Genomic DNA, 16,415 nt, shown 5'->3' with positions numbered 1-16,415 from the left:
GAATCGCTGCCCGCGCCGCCATGGTCGCCGGCGACCCGGGTACCACCCGGGTGGGAGCCATTCGACACGCGATCGAGGTGATGTCATGACCGGCACGACACTCGACGACTACACCGACCGGTACGCCCGGCGGGTGCGCGGGATGACCGCCTCGGAGATCCGGGCGCTCTTCGCGGTGGCCAGCCGGCCGGAGGTCGTCTCGCTCGCCGGTGGGGCCCCCTACATCGCCGCGCTGCCGCTGGACGCGGTCGGCGAGATGCTCGGCCGGCTCGGTTCCGAGCACGGCGCCACCACCCTCCAGTACGGCATCGGCCAGGGCACCCCGGAGCTGCGCGAGCGGATCTGCGAGGTGATGGCCCTCTCCGGCATCGACGCGTCCTGCGGCGCCTCGCCGGACGACGTGGTGGTGACGGTCGGCGGCCAGCAGGCGCTCGACCTGGTGGCGCGCCTCTTCCTCGACCCGGGCGACGTGGTGCTCGCCGAGGGCCCGACGTACGTCGGCGCACTCGGGGTGCTCCAGGCCGCCCAGGCGCAGGTGGTGCACGTGCCGATGGACGACGAGGGGCTGATCCCCGAGGCGTTGGAGGTGGCCATCGCCGACCTGGCCCGCGCCGGCCGCCGGGTGAAGTTCCTCTACACCATCCCCACCTACCAGAACCCGGCCGGCGTGACGCTGAGCGAGCAGCGGCGGGAACGGGTGCTGGACATCTGCGAGCGGGCCGGGCTGCTGGTGGTGGAGGACGACCCGTACGGTCAGCTGGGCTTCGAGGGCGAGGCGCCGTTGCCGCTGCGGGCCCGCCGCCGCGAGGGCGTCTTCTATCTGAGCACCTTCTCCAAGACCTTCGCGCCCGGGCTGCGGGTCGGCTGGATCCTCGCCCCGCACGCGGTCCGCGACAAGCTGGTGATCGCCAGCGAGGCGCAGATCCTCTGCCCCAGCGCGTACGCCCAGGCGGCGGTCACCACGTACCTGTCCACCATGCCGTGGCAGGAGCAGCTGAAGGTCTACCGCGAGGTGTACCGGGAGCGCCGGGACGCCCTGCTCGACGCCCTGGACGACATGATGCCGGCCGGCACCACCTGGACCACGCCCGGTGGTGGCCTCTTCGTCTGGGCCACCCTGCCCGACGGGCTGGACGCCAAGGCGATGATGCCCCGCGCCATCGCCGCCCGGGTCGCGTACGTGCCGGGCACCGGCTTCTACGCCGACGGGTCGGGCAGCGGCAACATCCGGCTCAACTTCTCCTTCCCGCCGCCGGAGCGGATCCGCGAGGGGGTCCGCCGGCTGGCCGGGGTGATGGAGCAGGACATCGCCATGCGGCGGATCTTCGGGCCGGTGGACCGTCCCGAAATCCGGCGGGGCCGTCCCGGCGCGGACGCCCCCGGACCCGACTTGGCATGATTCCGGCATGGCTGCCACCCCCGCCGAACGTTCCCTGGTGACCGACCCCGCCACGACGGGCGAACTGCACGTCCTGGTGCTCGCCGGTGGGCTCTCCTACGAACGGGACGTGTCGCTGCGCTCAGGGCGCCGGGTGCTCGACGCGCTGCGCGGCGCCGGGCTGGAGGCCGAGCTGCGCGACGCGGACGTTGCCCTGCTGCCGGCGCTCGGCGCGGACCCGCCGGACGCCGTGGTGATCGCGCTGCACGGCGCCACCGGGGAGGACGGCTCACTGCGCGGCGTGCTCGACCTGTGCGGCGTGCCGTACGTCGGATGCGACGCGCGGGCGTCCCGGCTCGCCTGGGACAAGCCGTCGGCGAAGGCGGTGCTCCGCGAGGCGGGCATCCCCACCCCGGACTGGGTGGCGTTGCCGCACGACCGGTTCTCCGAGTTGGGCGCGGTGGCCGTGCTGGACCGGATCGTGGACCGGCTGGGGCTGCCGCTGATGGTGAAGCCCGCCCAGGGCGGGTCTGGGCTCGGCGCCGCGGTGGTCCGGGACGACGCGGCGTTGCCCGCCGCCATGGTCGGCTGCTTCGCGTACGACTCGACCGCGCTGGTGGAGCGCTACGTGCCCGGCAAGGACGTCGCCGTGTCGGTGCTGGACCTCGGGGACGGGCCGCAGGCCCTGCCCGCGGTGGAGATCGTGCCCCGCAACGGCGTGTACGACTACGCGGCCCGCTACACCGCCGGCCGCACCACCTGGCACGCTCCGGCCCGGCTGGAGCCGGAGGTGGCGACCGCGGTGGCCGACGTCGCGCTCGCCGCCCACCAGGCGCTGGGCCTGCGCGACCTGTCCCGGGTGGACCTGATCGTCGACGCGGACGGCCGGCCTCACGTGCTGGAGGTCAACGTGTCACCCGGCATGACCGAGACCTCACTGCTTCCGCTGGCGATCCAGGCCGGCGGCCTGGACTTCGGCCGGGTGCTCGGCACCCTGGTCACCCGGGCCGTCACCCGGCACCGCCAGCCCGTCGCCGGGCACCGCTAAGCCTGTCACCCGGCACCGCTCAGCCCGCCGGGCGGCACCGCTAGCCCGTTGGCGGTGCGTGCGGCCCCGGCGCCGCGTCAGGCGGATCCCGTGCCGGGCGCGGGCTGCTCCTCGTCATCGTCCTCGGGCGCCGGCGCCTCCTCGGCGGCCTCGATCACCGACGCCGGCTCGTCCGGCTCACTCGCCGGCTCGGCGGCCGGGCCGGACAGGCTCGACGGTGCCTGCCACTGGATGCGCGGCGGTTCGGCGAGTGGGCGCCCGCCGAACTCGGCCAGCCAGGCGGCGACCATGGCCAGGTTCTCCCGCCACCGCGACTCCGGGATGGGCGGCAGGATCGAATCCCAGAGGGGCAGGAACGTCCCCCGCAACTGGAGCTGCCCGTACGGCCGGGCGAGGAACCACATGTGCAGGTGCGCCGACCCGTCTCCCCAACGGTTCACGTGCACCCGCGCAACGCCGTCGAGCGACCGGATCGCCCGCTCCAGACGGACGGTCATGACACCCAACTCGGCGGCGAGCAGGTTGGGCAGGTCCCCGAGGTCGAGGTGCGACCGGGACTCCAGGATCAACACCATCGGCAGGCCGGTGGGCCGGTCCATGGCCCGCACCCGCCACCGTTCGCCGACCCAGATGTACGCCTCGTCGGGAGCCTGGCAGGCGGTGCAGTCGCGGTTACCTTCGCCCTTACGGAGCGGCTCCTCCGCGACGGGGTCCTCGATGTGCTTGACGCGGATGTCGCCCTCGAAGGGAAAGGATGGCCACTGGGTGAAGTCCGGAACTGAGGGAGGGGTGTCGGGCACGAGGGTGACCCTAACCGAGCCGACTGCAAGGAGGGATCCCCTGCCATCGCTTTTCGTGCAGCGGAGGGTCCCTATCAACACCCGCGCCGCAACAGCGGCTCACGGCTCCTCGGCGTACGTCGGAGCCTCTGTACAGGGCCGCTGAGATCCACAGCACACCCCGTCATCCACAGGCTCACACCCTGTTTTACGCGGGGTTTCACGTGAAACAGGTCAGCCTGTGGAAAACCCCTGTGGATAACTTTTACGCTGGCCCTGCTCTTCCAGAGGCCCCGAGTGCACCTCTCGCCAAGGCCCTCGCACGCTGGCCGCGACCATCAGCCCCGCTGGCTCGATCGGTCTCCCGTCGCCGTCGGTCGCCCGGGTTCACCCGATCGTCGGCGCTCGTTCTGCACGCTCGTCAGGCCGGGCCGGACGCGCCCTTCCTCCCTAACGAGCGAACCGCGGAAGGGGTGCCCGTTTGCAACGGGTGGTCTCGACGCGCTCCCTGAGCCGGCAGGGTCCGGGCCGCCGGGCAGGTGCAGTACGGCGGAACGGGATTGCCGGGTACGACGCAGATCCGGCCCGCCTGGGTCGCCGCAGCGGTGCGTCGATGACTGGTTCGCCGGCTGAGGTCCCGAGCCGGGCCCCTGGGGCGTGGTTCGGTCGGGGTCAGCGTTCGAGGCTGCTCGGTTCGAGGCTGCTCGGCAGCCTGGCAGCGTGACGGCGCCACCTCCACCAGGCCCGGCGCAAAGGACGCGGCGGCCCCGCGGAAGCGAGGGCTGGGGACCGCCCGACGTCAGTCGAGCGATCGGGGGCGTGAGAGGCGCTGAGGCGCCCTGGGGCGGCCTTGCCCGGCCCTGATGCGTCAAGGACGCGCCGAACGGCCCCGGAGAGGGCTCAGGAGTGAGGAAAGGCCATCACAGCCAGGAGGGCGGGCGATGGCGCCCACACCCACGAAGGAGGGCGGGGCTTCGGCTCGACTTCAAAGAGGGCCGGCCTGTGCATTACCGAGTGCGCTGGGCTGGACCAGATCCCTCGACGTGATCTCCGTCAGTGCGCCGGATCGGAACGGTGGCCGGCGCAGTAGCGACGTCGATCGCCGCCGCCGGTTTCACGTGAAACAGCGACGCGGCTGGCGCCTGGCAAGCAACCGAAGACCGGCGTATGAGAGCACCGGCTGGCAGGTGCGAGATCGGCGAGGGCAGCTCCAGCCTCGTTCCCGACACGCCAAGTCTTCGGCATGGCTCCGTTCGACGGTGCGACGCCGGAGGCGCACTTCCAGTCGACGCGGTACCGGGCGATTGAGGGTGCCCGGGTCACTGCCGGCCGCGTGCCGATCGAATGCTTCCGGGCCGTCGAGCAATGCTGCGCCGGCAGGTCGAATCGTCGGTGCGGCGCCTCCCCGTTGCGGCGCCTCCCCGTTGCGGCGCCTCCCCGTTGCGGCGCATCGTCGCTTGCCACATCTCGTTGCGGCGTCTCCCCGGCAACCGCATCGCCTGGCTTAGCGGAAGACGGAACGGCAAGGAGTGGCGATCGCTCGACAACTCAGGTCGGTCCCGGCAACGGCGGCCGACCACTGCCCCTCGGGCACCGTGTCGGGGTTTCACGTGAAACGGCTCAACCGATACGCGCTGGCGATCGGATTGGCTCCCGAGCCGGACACCGTCCGCCCGCGAGCGCCCTGGCGGCGCACGTCGGTCGCACGCCGACTGCACCGACCGCGGAAGCTGTCGGTCAACGTCTGGCATCGGAGACGTGTCGGTGGGCCGGCCACGCCGTTCGGTCTCAGACTGAACCGGTCTGAGACCGGTGGCGTCAGAACTGTGGTCGGTGGCGCGACCGGTCGGGCGCGACGGGCCTAACCGGGCGACGGGCGACGGGCGACGGGCGACGGGCGACGGGCGACGGGCGACGGGCGACGGGCGACGGGCGACGGGCGACGGGCGACGGGCGACGGGATTGTTGGGCAGACCGCTTGCTCTCAAGACCGCGGCTCACGCCATCGGACCGACCCAGCATGATCCGGGAGGCTGGCCATCGCCCATCCGCTCCAGCACCCGCCCACGTTTCACGTGAAACCTGCGAGCTGCTACAACCCCTCGGAGCGGTGCCGGGGCGGCAGCCGGAGCCGTCCGACACCAGATTCCACACCATCGGTCGGTCCCGCCACTTCGATGCCAGCACGCCCGCCTGAGCGAGAGCGACGCCGGCCGCGTCCCCCTGATATCGGGACACGCGGCCGGCGTCGGCGAGGCTCGGTCAGTCTTCGGGCTCGTCGCCCTTCATCACGCCGATGATGCCGACGATCCGCTCGAGGTCGTCGACGGTGGCGAACTCAATGGTGATCTTCCCCTTGCTCCGCCCGATGTCTACCTTCACCCGGGTGTCGAAGCGATCGGAGAGCCGATCTGCCAGGTCGGTCAGCGCCGGTGCGTGCGGCTTCGGCCGGCGCTTGGCGGCGGGAGCCTTGGCCGGCCCATCGGCCAAGGCCAGCGCCACCACCTCCTCGGTGGCCCGCACGGAGAGCCCTTCGGCGACGATCCGGAGCGCCAGTTGCTCCTGCGCCTCGGCGTCGTCGAGGCTGAGCAACGCCCGGGCATGGCCGGCGGAGAGGACGCCCGCAGCCACCCGGCGCTGCACCTGCGGCGGGAGGTTGAGTAGCCGGATGGTGTTCGAGATCTGTGGTCGGCTGCGGCCGATCCGGCGCGCCAGCTCCTCGTGGGTGGCACCGAACTCTTCCAGCAGCTGCTGGTAGGCGGCCGCCTCTTCGAGCGGGTTGAGGTTGGCCCGGTGAATGTTCTCCAGCAGGGCGTCGCGCAGCATCGCGTCGTCCCGGGTGTCCCGGACGATCGCGGGAATGGTTTCCCGGCCGACCGCCTGGGCCGCCCGCCAACGCCGCTCACCCATGACGAGCTCGTACTTGTCCGGGTCGAGCTGGCGTACGACGATCGGCTGGAGGAAGCCGACCTCCCGGATCGAGGTTTTCAACTCCTCCAGGGCGTCCTCGTCGAAGACGTGCCGGGGCTGCTTGGGGTTCGGCACGATCGCGTCGACCGGGATCTCGGCGAACCGGGCCCCCGGGACCGGGCTGAGTTCCGGCTCCGGCTGGGCCTCCGATGCGGGCGCCGACAGCTCTGCCGAGGGGGCCTCCGAAGGCCCGGGCAGGATGGCCGGGCTCACCGTCTGCGGGCCGGGCGCCGTGTCCGTCGTACCGTCGGCCGGCGCCGGACCGGTCGGGATGAGCGCGCCGAGCCCGCGTCCCAGACCGCCACGGGGTCGGTTCTTCATGCCACGCCTCCCAGCGGGTTGTCCGTACTACGCATGCCGGCTCACCGGCTCCTTGGCTCCGCGCTCGGCGATCTCCTGCGCGGCCTCGAAGTAGCTGGTGGCACCCCGGGAGCCGGGGTCGTAGGTCATCACGGACTGCCCGTAGCTCGGCGCCTCGGAGACGCGCACGTTGCGGGGAATCACCGCCTGGAGCACCTTGTCGCCGAAGTGGTTTCGGACGTCCTGCTCGACGGCGTCGGCCAGCCGGGTACGCCGGTCGTACATGGTGAGCAGAATCGTCGAGACCTCCAGCGCCGGATTCAGGTGCTGGCGGACCAGGTTGATGTTGTTGATCAGCTGGTTCAACCCCTCCAGCGCGTAGTACTCGCACTGGATGGGGATGAGCACCTCCTGCGCGGCCACCAACGCGTTGACGGTCAGCAGGCCGAGCGACGGCGGGCAGTCGATGAACACGTAGTCGAAGTCGCCGGGGTGGGCGGCGATCGCCCGGGCGAGGCGGGACTCCCGGGCGACCACCGAAACCAGCTCGATCTCGGCGCCGGCCAGGTCAATGGTCGCCGGCACGCACCACAGGTTGGGGATGCCGTCCACGGCCTGAGCCACCTCGGACAAGGGCATGCTGTTGATCAGGCAGTCGTAGACGTCCGGGATGCCGGTGTGGTGCGGCACGTCGAGCCCGGTGGAGGCGTTGCCCTGCGGGTCGAGATCGACCACGAGCACCCGGTTGCCGTGCAGCGCGAGGGCCACCGCCAGGTTCACCGTGGTCGTGGTCTTACCCACGCCGCCCTTCTGGTTGGCGACGCACATGACCCGCGTCCGCTCCGGTCGAGGCATGGTCACCTCGCCACTCGGATTGAGGATCTGCACGGCGCGCCTCGCCTCCATAGCCAACGGTGGATCATCCTCTTCGCGCGTCGAAGTTTCACGTGAAACGTACGCAGCCCCGTCCGGTTGAGCGTACGGGGCGACCGTCTCCCCTGCGGCCCCCGCCGGCGTGGCGTCCGGGACTGCTCGTGCGACGGGCTGCTGTGGCACCGCCGCTCCGGTAGCCGGCGGCTCGAAGCGCACGGGCGCCGCCACGTTGCGGCGCGGCTCCACCGGCCGCGCCCCGGGCAGGTTCGCCGGCCGGCTCGGGCCGTCGGATCCCGCCACCCCCGGCAGGTTCGAAGGCCGACTCGGGCCGTCGGACCCGGCCACCCCCGGCAGGTTCGGCGGCCGGCTCGGGCCATCGGACCCGGCCACCCCCGGCAGATTCGCCGGGCGACTCGGGCCGTCAGATCCCGCCCGCGCCGACGGCACCGGGCCCGGCGCACCGGTGTTCGGTCCGGCGTCTCCGGGCGGTACGGCGGGGACGCCGGTCGGGGGCACGTCCCGCTGGACGACGGGATCGCAGTTCGCGGCGGAATCGGTCGACTCGCCGGCTGATCCGCTGTGCTGGTCGGTTTCACGTGAAACACGGTCCGTTGTGGAGGCTGAGCCGTCCGAACCGTTCACCCGTGGGTCGTCGTACCTGCCGTCGTCATGCACCTGTCATCCCTGCCCGCTCCGGATGTCGGTCCGCACCCCGTCAACTGGCCTCGCACGCCCGCTCCGCCGGGCGGCCGGCCCTCCGGGAGCGGCCCGGACCGATGCCTTGCGGTGCCGTCCGCTCCACACTATCGACGCTCGGCCAGCCTACGGCGCACAGGCGCGGCGGGTCCATGTCGGGTGCTCATCCCGTTACGTGTCCAACGACGGAACACCTGACGGGAAGCCCGATTACGCGCACCGATAGAGATCGGGATCACCGGCGGGCCGACGCGGAACGCCACCCTGACCGACCGAGAGGTAGCGACGGTGACGAGAGGGACCGACGAGGAGAGGGACCGACGAGGACGAGGAGTAGCGACGAGCGACGAGCGGGCCGAGGCCCACCCCCGGTTGTCGTGACCGAGGAGCGAGGGAAGGGCCACGGACGACGCCGGACGTCAGCGTCCCCGCCGACGGGCCGCCCGGGAGGCCTTTGCTCCCCGCGGCACCGTCATCCGCTCCCGAACGATCTCGACCACCGTGGTCGGCGGGTCGATGATCCCGGTGCCGCACCGGTGCACGACCGGCTCGCCACCGCCGGCGCGGGCCACCGCCGCGGCGTGCTCGGCGATCTCCTCCTGCGCGGAGGCGCCCTTCAGCGCGACCACCCGTCCGCCCCGTACCGCCAGCGGCAGGCACCAGGCGGCCAACCGGTCCAGCGGGGCCACCGCGCGGGCGGTGACCACGTCCCCACGGAACGGACCGACGCCGGTCGCTCCGGAGGCCGCCTCGTCGGCGCGGCCGCGGAACACCCGCACCGAGCGGGTCAGCCCGAGCTGCTCCACCGCCTCGACGAGGAAGGAGGTCCGGCGGGCGAGCGGCTCGACCAGGGTGACCTCGAGATCGGGTCGGGCGATCGCCAACACCAGGCCGGGCAGCCCCGCGCCGGAGCCGACGTCGATGACCCTCGCGCCCGCCGGGATGCGCTCCGCGACGGCGGCGCAGTTGAGCAGGTGCCGGTCCCAGATCCGGGGCGCCTCGCGGGGTCCGATCAGGCCGCGGACCACGCCGTCGGTGGCGAGCAGTTCCGCGTACGCGGCGGCCAGGTCGAGCCGGTCGCCGAAGAGGGCACGGGCGGCACCCGCCAGCTCGGCCGGCAGCACCACCTCCGACGGTCCGGCGGCGGGCGGTACGGCCTCCGGTTCGTCGGGGAGGGACGGGGCGGGGACAGGGGACGGCCCGGGCGGCGTGCCACCCGGGCCGGGAACGTGCTGGTCGCCCACTCGGTCAGTCCGCCGGGCTGACGACGATGCGCCGGTTGGGCTCGACGCCCTCCGACTCGCTCTCCACGCCGCTCATCGCGTTGACGACGTCGTGCACGCACTTGCGCTCGAAGGCGGACATCGGCTCCAGCCGCACCGGCTCGCCGTACTCCTTGACCTTCTCCACCGCGTTCTTGGCGACCGCGGCCAACTCCTTGCGCCGGGTGGCCCGGTATCCGCCCACGTCGAGCAGCAGCCGGCTCGGCGAGCCGGTCTGCCGGAACACCGCCAGCCGGGCCAGCTCCTGAAGCGCCTCCAGGGTGGCGCCCCGCTGGCCGACCAGGCTCTGCAGCCGCCCACCGACGACCTCGACCATCGGCCGGCCACCAGAGACCAGCTCGTCGATGTCACCGTCGTAGTCGAGGACGTCGAGCAGGCCCTCGATGTAGTCGGCGGCGATCTCGCTCTGCCGGAACAGCTCGCTCTCGGCCGGGGCCTTCCGCTCCCGCGTGCCGCCCTCGGCGTCGGTCTCCGCCACGTCGTCCTGGGCCGCCAGGTCGTCCTGGTCCGTGGTCGAAGCGTTCTCCTCGTCCACGGCCGGGTCGACGCTGGGAATGCTGGTGTCGGTCACGGTCTCATCTCCGTACTCGCTCGGCCGGACCGTCGGGTCCGCTGGTCTCCCGGGGCCGGCGGGAGGTCGCCGGTGCCCACGGGCAGGTCTGTACGGGCCAGTTTCGCCCGCGCCCGCGCGGTGCGCGGTGGGTTCGCCGACGGCGCCGGCCGGGTGGCGGCGGCTCGATCGACGGGACCGGCCGCCACCGGGGTTGTCCCGGCGGCGGCCGACAAGCTCAGCCCTGCCGCTTGGCCGGGCGGTTCTTCTTCGGGTTGACCGGCCGCGCGCCCGGCTTCGGCCCGGCGACCTTCGGCGCGGTGGGCTTGGCGGGGGCCTGGGGAGCCGGCTTGCGGCCGAACAGCCCGCTGTTCTTGGCCGGCTGCACCGGACCGCGGATCGCGCCGCCGGCCTTGGTCGGGGTGGTCACCGGCGGCGGGAACTTGCGCAGCACCCACTGCTGCTGGCCGAGGGTGAAGAGGTTGTTGGTGACCCAGTAGATGATCACACCGATCGGGAAGATGGCGCCGGAGATCAGCAGCGACGCCGGGATGCCGTACAGCATCAGCCGCTGCACCATCCGCTGCTGCGGGTCCTCGGCCCAGCCGGTCTTGAGGATCATCTGACGGCTGGTGAGATAGGTGGTGAGCATCATGATCAGCACCAGGACACCGGCGATCACCTTCACGGTGGTGCCGTTGGCCTGCAGCCGGGCCAGCTCGTCGACGGTGGAGCCGAACTTGCCCGCGATCGGCGCGGTGAAGATCTTCGCGTTCGAGGCGCTGTCGAACTGCTCAACCGACCAGCCGTAGAGTTCCTTGTTCTTCTTCTCCGGGTCGAGGCGGCGCAGCACGTGGAAGAGGCCCAGGAAGACGGGGATCTGGAGGAACATCGGAAGGCAGCCCATCAACGGGTTGGCCTTTTCCTTCCGATAGAGCTCCATCATCTCCTTCTGGAGCGTCTCCCGGTCACCCTTGTGCTTCTCCTGCAGCTCCTTGACCTTGGGCTGGAGCGCCTGCATCGCCCGCTGCGACTTGATCTGCTTGACGAAGACCGGGAACAGGATCACCCGGACCGTCACCACCAGGAAGATGATGGCCAGGATCCAGGCCCAGTTCGTGCCGAGCACCGCGCCGACCGGCACCCCGATGGCATCCCAGGCCGAGTGCCAGGTCAGCAGGATCCACGAAATCGCGGAGTAGATCCAGTCGAGACTCAATTCTCAGGCTCCAGTCACGTCAGCGCGGCGGCGGCCGCCCGGCTCCGGCACCGGGTCATGTCCACCGGGGTGGAAAGGGTGGCAGCGCAACAGCCGCCGGACCGTCAGGCCGGCTCCCCGGAGTGCGCCGTGCCGGGACACCGCCTCCAGCGCGTACGCACTGCACGACGGGTAGAACCGGCAGCGGGCCGGCAGCGCCGGGCTTATCCAACGACGGTACGCGATGATGGGCCCGATCAGCACCCGGGCACCCGTTGTCGCCGGCCGTGCGGCGTTGCCGTCGCTCATCGCGACCGCCGTCCCCGGGGGGCCCGCGCGGCGGCGAGCGCCCCGTCGAGGTCGGCGCCGAGCCGGGTGTACGACGCGTCGGCCGCGGCCGGCTGCGCGCGTACCACCAGGGTGCTCCCGGCGGGCAGCGCGTCCAGCCGCTCGCGGACCAGGTGGCGCAGCCGGCGCCGGACCTTGTTCCGGACCACGGCCGGCCCTACGGCCTTGGACACGACGAAGCCGGCGCGGGTCGGCGCGGAGGTGTGCTCCGCGCCCCGCGCCGGCTCCGGCGAGGTCGCTGTGCTGCCGTCGGGCGCTGTCGGCAGGGTCAGGTGGACGACGACCGCGCCTCGTCCGGCGCGTCGGCCACCGCGGACCGCTGCGGCGAAGTCGCTACTGCGCCGCAGTCGCTGTGCGGCCGCCAGCACGACTGACCACGCCCCCGGACCGACCTGTGCGGCGTCAGGCCGACAGGCGGGTGCGGCCCTTGGCGCGACGGGTCGACAGGATGGCGCGGCCGGCACGGGTGCGCATGCGCAGCCGGAAGCCGTGGGTCTTCGCGCGCCGGCGGTTGTTCGGCTGGAAGGTGCGCTTGCTCACGTCAGGCTCTCCGTTTTCGTACGTCCCGGGCGCGGGATCGCCGGGGTCGTGTGGTGGTTCAGACCACCTCGGTGGGTGGCCTCCGATCGATGCTGCCCGCCGACTCGGCACCTCGGCGACGCGGGAACGCGACCGCGGACAGCAAGCACCAATCACCCTAGCAGAGGGCGAGCGAGCAGCCGCTCCAGCCTACGCAGGGGGGCAATGACCGTCAAACAGCACATCACCCGCTACCGGACGACCGGGACCGAAGCGGCGGTTTTTGCTGATGCCGACAAGGTGGGCGGTGCGTCGACGGTTGATGCCGTACCGCCCGCGCTGTTAGCGTGCGCGTTTGCGGTCGGCGGCGGGGGTGGGGAAAAGTCGCTGACCGGCAAGACCGGACAAGGTCGTGAATCGTTCGGCACGGTGAACCCGCTTCAGCGCCCGTCGAGACCGGGGGGCCAGGTCCGACCCGCGTCCGGCGGGCGGCCACAATCGGTCGGTACACACAGGCTGTGGATAACTTGTGGATGACGACCGGTCAGCCGTCCGGGTGGGTGTCACACCCCGGCTCGACACGGTGGCGGGCCCGGTACGGCTGACTGGACCACAGCGGCGACCGGGGGCAGAGGCGAGGGGGGTGGCACGACGGTGGCCGGTACGACCGACCTTGCCGCGGTGTGGACGGCGACGACGGATGAACTCGCCGACGAGATCGTCTCCGCCCAGCAGCGGGCGTACCTGCGCCTCACCCGACTGCGCGCGATCGTCGAGGACACCGCGCTGCTCTCCGTCCCGGACGCCTTCACCCGGGACGTGATCGAGTCCCGCCTCCGCCCGGCGATCACCGAGGCGCTCACCCGCCGGCTCGGCCGGCCGATCCAGGTGGCGGTCACCGTACGACTGCCCGAGGACGGCGCGGGGCGCCCGGCCGGCACCGTCTACCGCAGCGCCCCGGACGCCGGGTACGAGACCGCGCCCGAGCCGCCGGTGGCCGTGCCCGGCGACGGACCGACGGTCGACCACCTGGCGCCGGCTTACCCGGAACCCATCGCGGGCTGGGACCACGGCGGCCCGGGTTACCTCGATCACACCGTTCCCGCTGGGGTCGACCGGGACGCCGACCCCGGGCCGCCGCCGGAGCGGGATCGTTCCGCGATGCGGTCGGAGGCGGACGGTGCCGCGGGCCGGCCGGCACCCGCCGACGGCCGGCGCGGTGCCCACATCCCGGCCAGCCGGGATGCCCAGGAGACGCTCTTCGGCACGTTCGACGAGCCCTCGGCCCCATCCGCCCGCACCGGACGGCCCCGCCTCGACGAGCGCCCACGGCCGGAGTCCGGCGGCTTCGAGCCCCGCTACCGCGACGAGGCGCGGGCCGCCCGCGACCAGCCGCCCCCGCGCGGAATGTCCGGCGGCGCGGAGAGCGGGCCGGGCCGCGGTGGCGCGGATCACCGGCCGGGCGGGCGGGACGACCGTCGCCTCCCCGGCGCCCCGGACTCCGGCGGCAACCGGCTCAACCCGAAGTACATGTTCGAGACGTTCGTCATCGGCTCGTCCAATCGGTTCGCGCACGCGGCGAGCGTGGCGGTGGCCGAGTCCCCGGCGAAGGCGTACAACCCGCTGTTCATCTATGGCAGCTCCGGGCTGGGCAAGACGCACCTGCTGCACGCCATCGGGCACTACGCCACCACGCTGGGCAACGCCCGCTCGGTCCGGTACGTCTCGACCGAGGAGTTCACCAACGACTTCATCAACTCACTGCGGGACGACAAGACCAGCGCGTTCCAGCGGCGCTACCGCGACGTGGACATCCTCCTGATCGACGACATCCAGTTCCTGGAGAACCGGGAACGGACCCAGGAGGAGTTCTTCCACACCTTCAACACCCTGCACAACGCCAACAAGCAGATCGTGATCACCTCCGACCGCTCGCCGAAGCAGTTGGCGACGCTGGAGGACCGGCTGCGAACCCGGTTCGAGTGGGGGCTGCTGGCCGACATCCAGCCGCCGGACCTGGAGACCCGGATCGCGATCCTGCAGAAGAAGGCGGCCCAGGAACGGCTGTACGCGCCGCCGGACGTGCTGGAGTTCATCGCGTCCCGGGTGTCGAACTCGATCCGGGAGCTGGAGGGGGCGCTGATCCGGGTCACCGCGTTCGCCAGCCTCACCCGCTCCACCGTCGAGCTGTCGCTGGCCGAGGAGGTGCTGCGGGACTTCATCCCGGACGGCGCCGGCCCGGAGATCACCGCCGACCAGATCATGGTCTCCACCGCCGACTACTTCGGGGTGAGCCTGGAGGACCTGCGCGGGCACTCCCGCTCCCGGGTGCTGGTCAACGCCCGCCAGGTGGCCATGTACCTGTGCCGGGAGCTGACCGACCTGTCGCTGCCCCGGATCGGGCAGGCGTTCGGCGGCCGGGACCACACCACGGTGATGCACGCCGACCGCAAGATCCGGCAGCAGATGGCCGAGCGCCGCTCGCTCTACAACCAAATCGCCGAACTCACCAACCGGATCAAGCAGAACACCCCCTGAGCCGACGACAGGACAGGGCCCGGCCGGACGTCCGGCCGGGCCCTGTCGCGTACCGGTGGACGCCGGGCGCTTGACCCTCGACCCGGTGCAGGGGCCACCATCGGCGTCGTGTTCGTCCACACCTCAACCCGGTTGTCCACACCCCCTGTTCCACAGGCGGTGGAAAACCACCCTCCGTCCCGACCCGGTTACCCACAGACTGTGGACAACTCCTGGGGACGGACCTGTGGACGCCTGGGGACAACGGCCCGGTTGTCCACCGCCGACGGTCGGCCTGTGGGCGGCCTGTTGAAGGTTCTGGGGATGACGCCGATCGAGACGCCCGTCGTCGTCCACAGCACTGGGGAGAAACCCGGTGGATTAGCGGTGGACAACCGGTGGACAACCGTGGACAACCTGGGGACGCGGCACGGCTGTGGACCGGGACACGGGTTGTGCCCCTGGTTCTCCACAGCCAAACCACCGGTGGATAACCTGTCTGAACTGGGCAGACGCCGGTTCTCCACAGTTTGCACAGGTGCGATGAAGACGATGAGTTATCTCTTCTAAAACAACAAAAACCAATCATCACCGTTGGACTTCCTGTGGATCGGGCCGGAACGGCCGGAGACAGTCGCTCCGGCACCGGCAGAACCACGGGGTCGGGCGCACAGCCGATGCCCCCGCGCCCTAAGGTGCGATGGGTACCCGCACGGTCGGGCGGGACGGCAGAAAGCGGTCGGCATGAGAGAGTTGTCGCTGACGTCGACGCGGAGGCATTGATGAAGTTCCGAGTGGAGCGCGACGCGCTCGCCGATGCGGTCGCGTGGACCGCGAAGAGCCTGCCCAACCGGCCGTCCGTACCGGTGCTCGCCGGCGTGCTGCTGCGGGTCACCGACAGCAACCTGCAGGTCTCCGGCTTCGACTACGAGGTCTCCAGCCAGGTCACGGTCGAGGTGCAGGGAGACGCCGACGGCGCTGCCCTGGTCTCCGGCCGCCTGCTCGCCGAGATCACCAAGGCGCTGCCGGCCAAGCCGGTGGACATCGCCGCCGTCGGCGCCCACCTGGAGCTGGTCTGCGGGAGCGCCCGGTTCACCCTGCCGACCATGCCGGTCGAGGACTACCCCACCCTGCCCGAGATGCCGGAGAGCGCCGGCACGGTCGACGCGGCGGCCTTCGCCGCCGCGGTCTCCCAGGTCGCGGTGGCCGCCGGCCGGGACGAGACGCTGCCGATGATGACCGGCGTACGGGTCGAGCTCTCCGGCGGCACGCTGGCCATGCTCGCCACCGACCGTTACCGGCTCGCCCTGCGCGAGATGGAGTGGCACCCGGACGACCCGGAGATCAGCGTCAACGCCCTGGTGCCGGCCCGGACCCTCAACGACACCGCGAAGGCCCTCGGCCCGCTCGGCGGCTCGGTGACCCTGGCGCTCTCTCAGGGCGCGGCCGGCGAGGGGATGATCGGCTTTGCCGGCGGCACCCGGCGTACCACCAGCCGGCTGCTCGACGGGGCCAACTACCCGCCGGTGCGTTCGCTCTTCCCCAGCAGCCACAACGCCGAGGCCCAGGTGGCGGTCAGCACGCTGATCGAGGTGGTCAAGCGGGTCGCCCTGGTCGCCGAGCGCACCACCCCGGTGCTGCTGAGCTTCAGCTCCGACGGCCTGGTGGTCGAGGCCGGCGGCACCGAGGAGGCGCGGGCCAGCGAGGCCATGGAGGCCACCTTCACCGGTGAGTCGCTGACCATCGGCTTCAACCCGCAGTACCTGATCGACGGCCTGACCAACCTGGGCACCCAGCAGGCCATCCTGCACTTCGTCGACGCGTTCAAGCCCGCAGTGATTTCCCCCGCTGGCGAGGATGGCGAGGTCGTCCCGGGGTACCGGTACCTCATCATGCCGATCCGCGTCTCCCGCTGATCGGCACCCGCAAGACCCGGACGTACGGAGGTAGCAGCAG

Annotated in this window: 14 protein-coding genes; 5 read left to right on the top strand and 9 right to left on the bottom strand. The window is 71.8% G+C overall.

Annotated elements, in window-relative coordinates; translation table 11 throughout:
* The first annotated feature begins 85 nt into the window (after positions 1 to 85).
* Both AB0H57_RS06790 and AB0H57_RS06785 read left to right on the top strand, forming a co-directional pair.
* Entirely contained in the window at positions 86 to 1,399 is a 1,314-nt protein-coding gene (locus tag AB0H57_RS06790) for a PLP-dependent aminotransferase family protein (RefSeq protein ID WP_357503454.1), read from the top strand.
* 7 nt (positions 1,400 to 1,406) lie between these two features.
* The gene (locus tag AB0H57_RS06785) at positions 1,407 to 2,426 is read left to right on the top strand and encodes a D-alanine--D-alanine ligase (protein ID WP_357503452.1); all 1,020 of its coding nucleotides are present in this window, start codon (positions 1,407 to 1,409) and stop codon (positions 2,424 to 2,426) included.
* A gap of 77 nt (positions 2,427 to 2,503) precedes the next feature.
* Here AB0H57_RS06785 and AB0H57_RS06780 read toward each other — a convergent pair whose 3' ends face one another.
* The 9 genes from AB0H57_RS06780 to rpmH all read right to left on the bottom strand — a co-directional run bounded on the left by AB0H57_RS06780 (position 2,504) and on the right by rpmH (position 11,963).
* Positions 2,504 to 3,226, bottom strand: a complete 723-nt coding sequence (locus tag AB0H57_RS06780; protein WP_357503450.1) for a hypothetical protein — start codon at positions 3,224 to 3,226, stop codon at positions 2,504 to 2,506.
* Positions 3,227 to 5,467: 2,241 nt separating this feature from the next.
* Positions 5,468 to 6,496, bottom strand: a complete 1,029-nt coding sequence (locus AB0H57_RS06775; protein WP_357503448.1) for a ParB/RepB/Spo0J family partition protein — start codon at positions 6,494 to 6,496, stop codon at positions 5,468 to 5,470.
* 27 nt (positions 6,497 to 6,523) lie between these two features.
* Positions 6,524 to 7,594: a ParA family protein gene (locus AB0H57_RS06770; RefSeq protein ID WP_357503712.1), complete on the bottom strand. Its 1,071-nt coding sequence runs from the start codon at positions 7,592 to 7,594 to the stop codon at positions 6,524 to 6,526.
* A gap of 869 nt (positions 7,595 to 8,463) precedes the next feature.
* Complete coding sequence (gene rsmG / locus AB0H57_RS06765) at positions 8,464 to 9,171, bottom strand: 16S rRNA (guanine(527)-N(7))-methyltransferase RsmG (RefSeq protein WP_357503710.1); 708 nt, start codon at positions 9,169 to 9,171, stop codon at positions 8,464 to 8,466.
* 121 nt (positions 9,172 to 9,292) lie between these two features.
* Entirely contained in the window at positions 9,293 to 9,823 is a 531-nt protein-coding gene (locus AB0H57_RS06760) for a R3H domain-containing nucleic acid-binding protein (protein WP_357503708.1), read from the bottom strand.
* A gap of 292 nt (positions 9,824 to 10,115) precedes the next feature.
* Positions 10,116 to 11,096: a membrane protein insertase YidC gene (gene yidC, locus AB0H57_RS06755; protein WP_357503446.1), complete on the bottom strand. Its 981-nt coding sequence runs from the start codon at positions 11,094 to 11,096 to the stop codon at positions 10,116 to 10,118.
* Positions 11,097 to 11,099: 3 nt separating this feature from the next.
* The gene (gene yidD, locus AB0H57_RS06750) at positions 11,100 to 11,384 is read right to left on the bottom strand and encodes a membrane protein insertion efficiency factor YidD (RefSeq protein ID WP_357503444.1); all 285 of its coding nucleotides are present in this window, start codon (positions 11,382 to 11,384) and stop codon (positions 11,100 to 11,102) included.
* Positions 11,381 to 11,791 (bottom strand): ribonuclease P protein component, encoded by a 411-nt coding sequence (rnpA, locus tag AB0H57_RS06745; RefSeq protein ID WP_357503442.1) that lies wholly within the window; start codon positions 11,789 to 11,791, stop codon positions 11,381 to 11,383. The genes yidD and rnpA overlap by 4 nt, the downstream gene beginning before the upstream one ends.
* A 34-nt stretch (positions 11,792 to 11,825) precedes the next feature.
* Positions 11,826 to 11,963, bottom strand: a complete 138-nt coding sequence (gene rpmH / locus AB0H57_RS06740) for a 50S ribosomal protein L34 (RefSeq protein ID WP_088969042.1) — start codon at positions 11,961 to 11,963, stop codon at positions 11,826 to 11,828.
* Positions 11,964 to 12,167: 204 nt separating this feature from the next.
* Here rpmH and AB0H57_RS06735 point away from each other — a divergent pair, with 204 nt between their 5' ends.
* The 3 genes from AB0H57_RS06735 to dnaN all read left to right on the top strand — a co-directional run bounded on the left by AB0H57_RS06735 (position 12,168) and on the right by dnaN (position 16,375).
* Positions 12,168 to 12,479, top strand: coding sequence for a hypothetical protein (locus tag AB0H57_RS06735; RefSeq protein WP_357503440.1), 312 nt, complete (start codon positions 12,168 to 12,170; stop codon positions 12,477 to 12,479).
* Between the two features lie 117 nt (positions 12,480 to 12,596).
* Positions 12,597 to 14,480 (top strand): chromosomal replication initiator protein DnaA, encoded by a 1,884-nt coding sequence (gene dnaA, locus AB0H57_RS06730; RefSeq protein WP_357503438.1) that lies wholly within the window; start codon positions 12,597 to 12,599, stop codon positions 14,478 to 14,480.
* Positions 14,481 to 15,241: 761 nt separating this feature from the next.
* Positions 15,242 to 16,375: a DNA polymerase III subunit beta gene (gene dnaN / locus AB0H57_RS06725; RefSeq protein WP_357503436.1), complete on the top strand. Its 1,134-nt coding sequence runs from the start codon at positions 15,242 to 15,244 to the stop codon at positions 16,373 to 16,375.
* Positions 16,376 to 16,415 lie beyond the last annotated feature (40 nt).

The sequence above is a fragment of the Micromonospora sp. NPDC050686 genome (assembly GCF_040654475.1).
In the GTDB taxonomy this organism is placed as follows: Bacteria; Actinomycetota; Actinomycetes; order Mycobacteriales; family Micromonosporaceae; genus Micromonospora.
The sequence above is the reverse complement of the archived record's forward strand: the minus strand, read 5'-3'. Positions and strand labels throughout refer to the sequence as shown.

Bases quoted from the DNA above. Each gene is read 5' to 3' on its own strand.
- AB0H57_RS06790 (WP_357503454.1), top strand. From the start codon at position 86: ATGACCGGCACGACACTCGACGACTACACCGACCGGTACGCCCGGCGG.
- AB0H57_RS06785 (WP_357503452.1), top strand. From the start codon at position 1,407: ATGGCTGCCACCCCCGCCGAACGTTCCCTGGTGACCGACCCCGCCACG.
- AB0H57_RS06775 (WP_357503448.1), bottom strand. From the start codon at position 6,496: ATGAAGAACCGACCCCGTGGCGGTCTGGGACGCGGGCTCGGCGCGCTC.
- yidD (WP_357503444.1), bottom strand. From the start codon at position 11,384: ATGAGCGACGGCAACGCCGCACGGCCGGCGACAACGGGTGCCCGGGTG.
- AB0H57_RS06735 (WP_357503440.1), top strand. From the start codon at position 12,168: ATGACCGTCAAACAGCACATCACCCGCTACCGGACGACCGGGACCGAA.
- dnaN (WP_357503436.1), top strand. From the start codon at position 15,242: ATGAAGTTCCGAGTGGAGCGCGACGCGCTCGCCGATGCGGTCGCGTGG.